Here is a 7,653-nt window from a genome sequence, read left to right as displayed (position 1 = left end):
GTTCGGGTCAGCCCTTGAGGGCAGCGTCGATCGCCGTGTTGAACTCCGGCTCGGTCATCGGCGGGTTGTCGGAGCCCGCCACCGTCACGGGCTTGCCGTCCATCTTCAGCGTCGGGGTGCCCGTCACCCCGCTGTCGTCGAAGGCCTTCGACATCTTCATCGCCCAGGCGTCGAACGTGCCGTCCTCGACGTTCTTCTTGAACGCGGCGTTGCCCTTGAGGGCCGGCACCGAGTCCGCCACCTCCAGGAGGTAGGAGTCCTTGGCGAACTTGTCGTCGTTCTCCTCCGGGTGGAACTTCGCGGAGTAGAGCGCCGACTTGTACTTGAGGAACGCCTCGGGGCTCACGTCGAGGGCCGCGCCGAGCGCCGACAGGGCGTTCTTCGAGCCCTCGCCCGTGGCGGCGTCGTCGATGAAGGTGGCACCGACGTACTTGATCTTGTACTTGCCGGCCTCGACGTCCTTCTCGACCGTGGAGCCCACGGACTGCTCGAAGGTCGCGCAGACCGGGCAGCGCGAGTCCTCGTACAGCTCCAGGGTCTTCTTCGCGGACGCCTTGCCGACGACGACGGTCGTGCCGTTCGTGCCCGAGGTGTTCTTCGGGGCGGTCACGGTGGTCGCCTTCGCCGCCGACTCCCACGCGGAGGGCTGGTTCGACTGGACCACCGCGTAGCCGATGCCGCCGGCGGCGGCGAGGACGGCCACGGCCGAGACGCCGACGACGAGCTGCCGGCGGGCCCGGTCCTTCTTCGCCTGGCGCTCGCGCTCGACGCGCAGACGCTCGCGGGCGGCAGCCTTGTTGGCCTGGTTGTTGCGTGCACTCATGATCGTGATCTCCGTGAGGGTGAGGAAAAGAGGGGGGTACCGCGTGCCTGGGTGCGCGTCGCTCAGACGAGAGCGAGGCGCGGGCACGGCGGTCCCCGCCGTCCCACGGAGTGGGTGAGGAGCCGCGTACGGGAGGGCCGGGGCCGTCCCGCGGACCGCCCGGCGCGTCGCGGCGCCGGACCACCGGTACGGAAGAGGGCCGCCACCAGGAGCAGGGGCCGGAACGCGACGGCCGCCACCGCGCCGAGCAGCCGGACGAGTGCCCGCTCCCCGCCGCGCAGCCAGACCGCCGCGAAGAGCCCGACGCCCACATGGGACAGGAGCAGCAGCCAGGGCAGCGCCGGGTCGGGGGAGTCGAGGAGCGCGGCGGCCGTGCCGCTCTCGGGGGCGGCCACGCCGGGCAGCGGGGCGCCGACGGCGCCACCGCAGAAGACCTCCACGCCGACCGCACGCAGCGATCCGGCGACCGGGCCGCCGGCAGCGCCGTAACAGACCGCCTGCCCGCTGGTGAAGAGCGTGTCGGCCGCCAGTTCCAGCGGGACGAGGAGCCCGGCGATCGGGCCGAGGCCCCGCTCGCGGCCCGCCAGGGCGTACGCCACGGCGAAGACGCCGACCGCGACCGGGACGACCGTCCCGAGCGGCAGCGGCACGCGTGAGAGCAGCACGTGGGACGCCACGGACAGCGCCACGACCAGTGCCGTGAAGAACGCCGCCCGCAGCGCCCTCAGCTGCGTCCCTGCCATGTCCATCGTCGTGGAGTGTGCCATGCCGGTCCGTAAAACGCCCTTAAAGGCAGTCTGTGAACGGCCCCGGCGGCCCCGGGATCCCCAGGAATCCCGGGCGGCCCCGGGAATCCGCTACAGCCCCGGGATCCGGCCGTTGCGGAAGAGGTCCACGAAGATCTGGTGGTCGGCCCGCGCGCGTGCCCCGTACGTGTGGGCGAAGTCCACCAGCAGCTCCGCGAAGCCCTCCTCGTCGGCGGCGATCGCCGCGTCGATGGCCCGCTCCGTCGAGAACGGCACCAGCGAGTGCCCGCTGGAGTCGTCCGCCGCCGCGTGCATGGTCGCCGTCGCCCGGCCCAGGTCGGCGACGGTGGCCGCGATGTCCCGGGGGTCGTCGATGTCCGACCAGTCGAGGTCCACCGCGTACGGCGAGACCTCCGCGACCAGCTGCCCGGCGCCGTCCAGCTCCGTCCAGCCGAGCCACGGGTCGGCGTGCGCCTGGAGAGCCCGCTGCGAGATCACGGTGCGGTGGCCCTCGTGCTGGAAGTACTCCCGTACCGCCGAGTCCGTCACATGGCGGGAGACCGCCGGGGTCTGCGCCTGCTTGAGGTAGATCACGACGTCGTTCTCCAGCGCGTCGCTGTTGCCCTCCAGGAGGATGTTGTACGAGGGGAGGCCGGCCGAGCCGATGCCGATCCCGCGCCGTCCGACCACGTCCTTGACCCGGTACGAGTCGGGGCGGGACAGGCTGGACTCCGGCAGCGTCTCCAGGTAGCCGTCGAAGGCCGCCAGGACCTTGTACCGCGCGGCCGCGTCCAGCTCGATCGCGCCGCCGCCCGCGGAGAAGCGGCGCTCGTAGTCCCGGATCTCCGTCATCGACTCCAGGAGCCCGAAACGGGTCATGGAGCGGGCGTCGCGCAGCGCGTCGAGCAGCGCGCCCTCGGCCGTGTCCAGCGTGAACGGGGGCAGGTCGTCGTTCTTCGCGCCCGTCGCGAGGGCGTGGATCCGCTCCCGGTAGGACGCGGCGCAGATCCGGACCAGGTGGCTGATCTGCTCGTCGCTCAGCGCCTTCGCGTAGCCGATGAGGGCGAGCGAGGCCGCGAGCCGCTTGAGGTCCCAGGTGAAGGGGCCGACGTACGCCTCGTCGAAGTCGTTGACGTTGAAGATCAGCCGCCCGTTGGCGTCCATGTACGTGCCGAAGTTCTCGGCGTGGAGATCGCCGTGGATCCAGACCCGGCCGGTGCGCTCGTCCAGGTACGGGCCGCTGTGCGTGTTGCCTCCCTCCCGGCCGGCGCCCTCCCGCGCCAGGTCGGCGTAGAACAGGCAGGCCGTGCCGCGGTAGAAGGCGAACGCCGAGCCGGCCATCTTCCGGAACTTGACGCGGAAGGCCGCGGGGTCGGCGGCGAGGAGCTCGCCGAAGGCGGTGTCGAAGACGGCGAGAATGTGCTCACCGCGCTCCGCGGCGGTGGGCTGGGGGACCGACATCGAGATGCCTCCTGGTACGAAGCCACGTTTGGACAAATGGGACAGGTGTTCCTGTCTCCCAACGCGCGACGGTACCCGCGAGTGCCCGGCCGCTGTCAGTCCGGCGACGTAGACTTCGACGCTGTCCCCCCGGAACACGCGGGGGCCCGGGGGTCGCTCCCCGGAAGTTCGCAGCATCGCCGGAGGCCTCCCCCGTGACCAAGCCGCCCTTCACGCACCTCCACGTCCACACCCAGTACTCGCTGCTGGACGGTGCCGCGCGGCTGAAGGACATGTTCAACGCGTGCAACGAGATGGGCATGACCCATATCGCCATGTCCGACCACGGCAATCTGCACGGGGCGTACGACTTCTTCCACTCGGCGAAGAAGGCCGGGGTGACGCCGATCATCGGCATCGAGGCGTACGTCGCCCCCGAGTCCCGGCGCAACAAGCGGAAGATCCAGTGGGGACAGCCGCACCAGAAGCGGGACGACGTCTCCGGTTCCGGTGGTTACACCCACAAGACGATCTGGGCGGCCAACGCCACGGGACTGCACAACCTCTTCCGGCTCTCCTCCGACGCGTACGCCGAGGGCTGGCTCCAGAAGTGGCCCCGGATGGACAAGGAGACCATCTCGCAGTGGTCGGAGGGGCTCATCGCCTCCACCGGCTGCCCTTCCGGCGAGCTGCAGACCCGGCTCCGGCTCGGCCAGTTCGACGAGGCCCTGAAGTCGGCCTCCGAGTACCAGGACATCTTCGGCAAGGAGCGGTACTTCCTGGAGCTGATGGACCACGGCATCGAGATCGAGCGCCGGGTCCGCGACGGGCTCCTGGAGATCGGCAAGAAGCTCGGCATCCCGCCGCTGGTCACCAACGACTCGCACTACACGTACGCGCACGAGGCCGCCGCGCACGACGCCCTGCTGTGCATCCAGACCGGCAAGAACCTCTCCGACCCGGACCGCTTCCGGTTCGACGGCACCGGCTACTACCTGAAGTCCACGGACGAGATGTACGCCGTCGACTCCTCGGACGCCTGGCAGGAGGGCTGCCGCAACACCCTCCTGGTCGCCGAGCAGGTCACCACCGACGGCATGTTCGTCGAGAAGAACCTCATGCCGAAGTTCGACATCCCGGAGGGGTTCACCGAGGTCACCTGGTTCCGCGAGGAGACCATGCGGGGCATGCACCGCCGCTTCCCCGGAGGCATCCCCGACGACCGCATGAAGCAGGTCGAGTACGAGATGGACACGATCATCTCGATGGGCTTCCCCGGCTACTTCCTCGTCGTCGCCGACTTCATCATGTGGGCGAAGAAGCAGGGCATCGCTGTCGGCCCCGGCCGGGGCTCCGCGGCCGGCTCGATCGTCGCGTACGCCATGGGCATCACCGACCTCGACCCGATCCCGCACGGCCTGATCTTCGAGCGCTTCCTCAACCCCGAGCGCATCTCGATGCCCGATGTCGACATCGACTTCGACGAGCGTCGGCGCGTCGAGGTGATCCGGTACGTGACGGAGAAGTACGGCTCCGACAAGGTCGCCATGATCGGCACGTACGGCAAGATCAAGGCGAAGAACGCCATCAAGGACTCCGCGCGTGTCCTCGGCTACCCGTACGCCATGGGCGACCGGCTCACCAAGGCCATGCCCGCCGACGTCCTCGGCAAGGGCATCGACCTCAACGGCATTACCGACCCCTCGCACCCGCGCTACAGTGAGGCCGGCGAGATCCGCGCGATGTACGAGAACGAGCCGGACGTCAAGAAGGTCATCGACACCGCCCGGGGCGTCGAGGGCCTGGTCCGTCAGATGGGCGTGCACGCGGCCGGCGTGATCATGTCCAGCGAGCCGATCGTCGACCACGCGCCGATCTGGGTGCGGCACACCGACGGCGTCACCATCACGCAGTGGGACTACCCGCAGTGCGAGTCGCTCGGCCTGCTCAAGATGGACTTCCTGGGCCTGCGCAACCTCACGATCATGGACGACGCCGTCAAGATGGTGAAGGCCAACAAGGGGATCGACCTCGACCTCCTGGCCCTGCCGCTCGACGACCCGAAGACCTTCGAACTGCTCCAGCGCGGTGACACCCTCGGTGTCTTCCAGTTCGACGGCGGCCCCATGCGTTCGCTGCTGCGGCTGATGAAGCCCGACAACTTCGAAGACATCTCCGCCGTGTCCGCCCTGTACCGGCCGGGCCCGATGGGCATGAACTCGCACACGAACTACGCCCTGCGCAAGAACGCGCAGCAGGAGATCACCCCGATCCACCCCGAGCTGGAGAAGCCGCTCGAAGAGGTGCTCGCGGTCACCTACGGCCTCATCGTGTACCAGGAGCAGGTGCAGAAGGCCGCCCAGATCATCGCCGGGTACTCGCTCGGCGAGGCCGACATCCTCCGCCGCGTGATGGGCAAGAAGAAGCCCGACGAGCTGGCGAAGAACTTCGTCATCTTCGAGGCCGGAGCCAAGAGCAAGGGCTACAGCGACGAGGCCATCAAGGCCCTCTGGGACGTCCTGGTCCCCTTCGCCGGCTACGCCTTCAACAAGGCCCACTCGGCCGCGTACGGCCTGGTCTCCTACTGGACCGCCTACCTCAAGGCCAACTTCCCGGCCGAGTACATGGCGGGACTGCTCACCTCGGTCAAGGACGACAAGGACAAGTCCGCGATCTACCTCAACGAGTGCCGCCGCATGGGCATCAAGGTGCTCCCGCCGAACGTGAACGAGTCCGAGTCGAACTTCGCCGCCCAGGGCGACGACGTGATCCTCTTCGGCCTCTCCGCCGTCCGGAACGTCGGCACCAACGTCGTCGAGTCGATCATCAAGTCGCGCAAGGCGAAGGGGAAGTACTCCTCCTTCCCGGACTTCCTCGACAAGGTCGAGGCCGTCGTCTGCAACAAGCGGACCGTCGAGTCGCTGATCAAGGCCGGCGCGTTCGACGAGATGGGCCACACCCGCAAGGGCCTCGTCGCCCACCACGAACCGATGATCGACAACGTGGTGGCGGTCAAGCGCAAGGAGGCCGAGGGGCAGTTCGACCTGTTCGGCGGCATGGGCGACGAGGCCACCGACGAGCCCGGCTTCGGCCTGGACGTCGAGTTCTCCGACGTCGAGTGGGAGAAGTCCTACCTGCTCGCCCAGGAGCGCGAGATGCTCGGCCTGTACGTCTCCGACCACCCGCTCTTCGGCATCGAGCACGTCCTGTCCGACAAGACGGACGCGGCGATCTCCCAGCTCACCGGCGGCGAGCACTCCGACGGCGCGGTCGTCACCATCGGCGGCATCATCTCCGGCCTCCAGCGGAAGATGACCAAGCAGGGCAACGCCTGGGCCATCGCCACCGTCGAGGACCTGGCCGGCTCCATCGAGTGCATGTTCTTCCCGGCCACCTATCAGCTGGTCTCCACCCAGCTCGTCGAGGACACGGTCGTCTTCGTCAAGGGCCGGCTCGACAAGCGCGAGGACGTGCCCCGGCTCGTCGCCATGGAGCTGATGGTCCCCGACCTGTCGAACGCCGGGACCAACGCGCCGGTGATCCTCACCATCCCCACCGTCAAGGTGACCCCGCCGATGGTCACCCGCCTCGGCGAGATCCTGGGCCACCACAAGGGCAACACCGAGGTACGGATCAAGCTCCAGGGCCCCCGGACCACGACCGTGCTGCGCCTCGACCGGCACCGGGTGCAGGCCGACCCGGCGCTCTTCGGCGACCTGAAGGTGCTGCTCGGCCCGTCCTGCCTGGCCGGCTGATCATCCGTCCCGCCCGGCCGCCCGGCCGGGCGGACCTCCCGAACACGCGCAAGGGGCGCGCCCGTCGTCACGGGCGCGCCCCTTTGCCGTACGCGGAGACCGTCAGTTGTGGCCGAAGCGCTTCTGACGGCCCTTGCGGGCGACATCGCTCGGCAGCACCTGAGACGCGCGCTGCGACGCCTCGGACTCCATCGCCGACTGCTGCGCCTGCTGGGCGCCGCGCTCGGCGGGGGACTGCTGCTTCTGACCGCGGTTCTGGTTGCGGTTCTTGGCCATGGGGATGCCTCCTCAAAGGGACCTAGGGGCCAGGGCCGCTGTCAGACTCACATACGGTACGAACCGCCGCATGTTGGATCATTACGGAGCGTGAGGCCCCCGGGAACGTGACATCCGCCACGCCGATGATCCAGTTCCGGCCGTCGAGCCCCCGCCCTTCGGGCAGACTCGAAGGAAATCCGAAGCAACTTCCGATCCCGAGGTTCCCGAAAGAGGGTGGAACACGTGGACCGCTGCGTCGTCCTGGTGGATGCCGGCTACCTGCTGGGAGCTGCCGCCAGTCTTCTCGCCGGGGAACCGGCCCGCTCCCGGATCAGCGTCGATCACGCCGGGCTCATCCAGCAGCTGCGCCAGCGCGCCGAGGCCGAGACCGCGCTGCCCCTCCTGCGGATCTACTGGTTCGACGGCGCACCCGACCGGGTGCCCCAGCCCGAGCACCGGAGACTGCGCGTGATGCCCCGGGTCACGGTCCGGCTGGGCGCGCTGACACGGAGCGACGGACGCTGGGCCCAGAAGGGCGTCGACGCGGCGATGCACACCGAGCTGACCGAGCTCGCCAGGAACCGGGCCTGCTCCGACATCGTGCTCGTCACCGGCGACGGCGACCTGCTGC

General features: G+C 69.1%; 5 protein-coding genes and 1 pseudogene. 2 read left to right on the top strand and 4 right to left on the bottom strand.

From position 1 onward, the window contains the following. Nucleotides 1–7 precede the first annotated feature (7 nt). The 3 genes from AOK00_RS29285 to AOK00_RS29275 form a co-directional block, all read right to left on the bottom strand. Nucleotides 8–823, bottom strand: coding sequence for a thioredoxin domain-containing protein (locus tag AOK00_RS29285; protein WP_055603248.1), 816 nt, complete (start codon nt 821–823; stop codon nt 8–10). Between the two features lie 62 nt (nt 824–885). Then, a complete protein-coding gene (locus AOK00_RS29280) occupies nt 886–1,572 on the bottom strand; it encodes a hypothetical protein (protein ID WP_055603249.1) in 687 nt (228 codons plus the stop codon). 108 nt (nt 1,573–1,680) lie between these two features. After that, nucleotides 1,681–3,030: a DUF2252 domain-containing protein gene (locus AOK00_RS29275; protein WP_055603247.1), complete on the bottom strand. Its 1,350-nt coding sequence runs from the start codon at nt 3,028–3,030 to the stop codon at nt 1,681–1,683. A 194-nt stretch (nt 3,031–3,224) separates the two neighbouring features. Here AOK00_RS29275 and dnaE point away from each other — a divergent pair, with 194 nt between their 5' ends. After that, nucleotides 3,225–6,764 (top strand): DNA polymerase III subunit alpha, encoded by a 3,540-nt coding sequence (gene dnaE, locus AOK00_RS29270; protein WP_055603246.1) that lies wholly within the window; start codon nt 3,225–3,227, stop codon nt 6,762–6,764. Between the two features lie 102 nt (nt 6,765–6,866). On the opposite strand, the gene AOK00_RS39540 is transcribed toward dnaE, so the two are convergent. After that, nucleotides 6,867–7,040 carry a hypothetical protein gene (locus AOK00_RS39540; protein WP_173861668.1) on the bottom strand — a complete coding sequence of 58 codons (174 nt, stop codon included), beginning with the start codon at nt 7,038–7,040 and terminating at the stop codon, nt 6,867–6,869. 216 nt (nt 7,041–7,256) lie between these two features. Here AOK00_RS39540 and AOK00_RS29265 point away from each other — a divergent pair. Beyond that, nucleotides 7,257–7,653: pseudogene (locus AOK00_RS29265) on the top strand (NYN domain-containing protein); the annotation flags it as partial.

Source organism: Streptomyces aureus (genome assembly GCF_001418135.1).
Taxonomy (GTDB): Bacteria; Actinomycetota; Actinomycetes; order Streptomycetales; family Streptomycetaceae; genus Streptomyces; species Streptomyces aureus_A.
Note: the sequence above shows the minus strand (reverse complement) of the source record. Positions and strands in the feature narration are given on the sequence as shown.